The organism is Duganella sp. GW822-FHT06D06, assembly GCF_058799615.1.
On the sequence record NZ_JBXALQ010000071.1, the window covers coordinates 1 to 507 of the forward strand.

A 507-nucleotide genomic window follows, 5' to 3' on the forward strand; every position below is an offset into this window, starting at 1 on the left:
GCCACGCCGATCACCTCGTCGCCCTGCCGGATCGCGCGCGCGCCCAGCTTGGGCGAGGTCAGCGTGTTGAACGCGACCAGGTTGGCCGAGGAGCCGGAGTTGACGGTGATCAGGAAGTCCACGCCGATCAGCTTGGCAAGCCGGGCTTCGAACTGGTCGTTGAAGCGGCCGGTGGTGAGCCAGGCGTCGAGCGAGGCTTCGACCATCAGTTCCATTTCCGGCGCGCCGACCACCTTGCCGGCCGGCGGGATCACCGTCACGCCCGGCTCGAAGGCCTTGGGCACGCTGGCCAGCGCGCCGTACTCGCCCACCAGCTTGATGATCTGTTCGCGGAGTTGTTCCTTGCTTTGTGCTTCACTCATGATTCCAGCCTTAAAGATGTGCGGTATGTTGATACGTGTCGATCTGCGCCAAGGTCAGCGCGCGCATGTCGGCGCCGGCGGCGTGCGCCTGGTGCCAGGCGACGATCATGTCGATGGTGTGGCCCAGGTGCCAGCGCGGCTGCCA

The 507-nt window shown here is 65.9% G+C and carries 1 protein-coding gene; it reads right to left on the reverse strand.

The window, feature by feature from the left end:
• On the reverse strand, window positions 1-362 hold a 362-nt coding region (locus tag AC1RMD_RS31235; protein ID WP_492932759.1), incomplete at its 3' end, for a DegT/DnrJ/EryC1/StrS family aminotransferase.
• Window positions 363-507 lie beyond the last annotated feature (145 nt).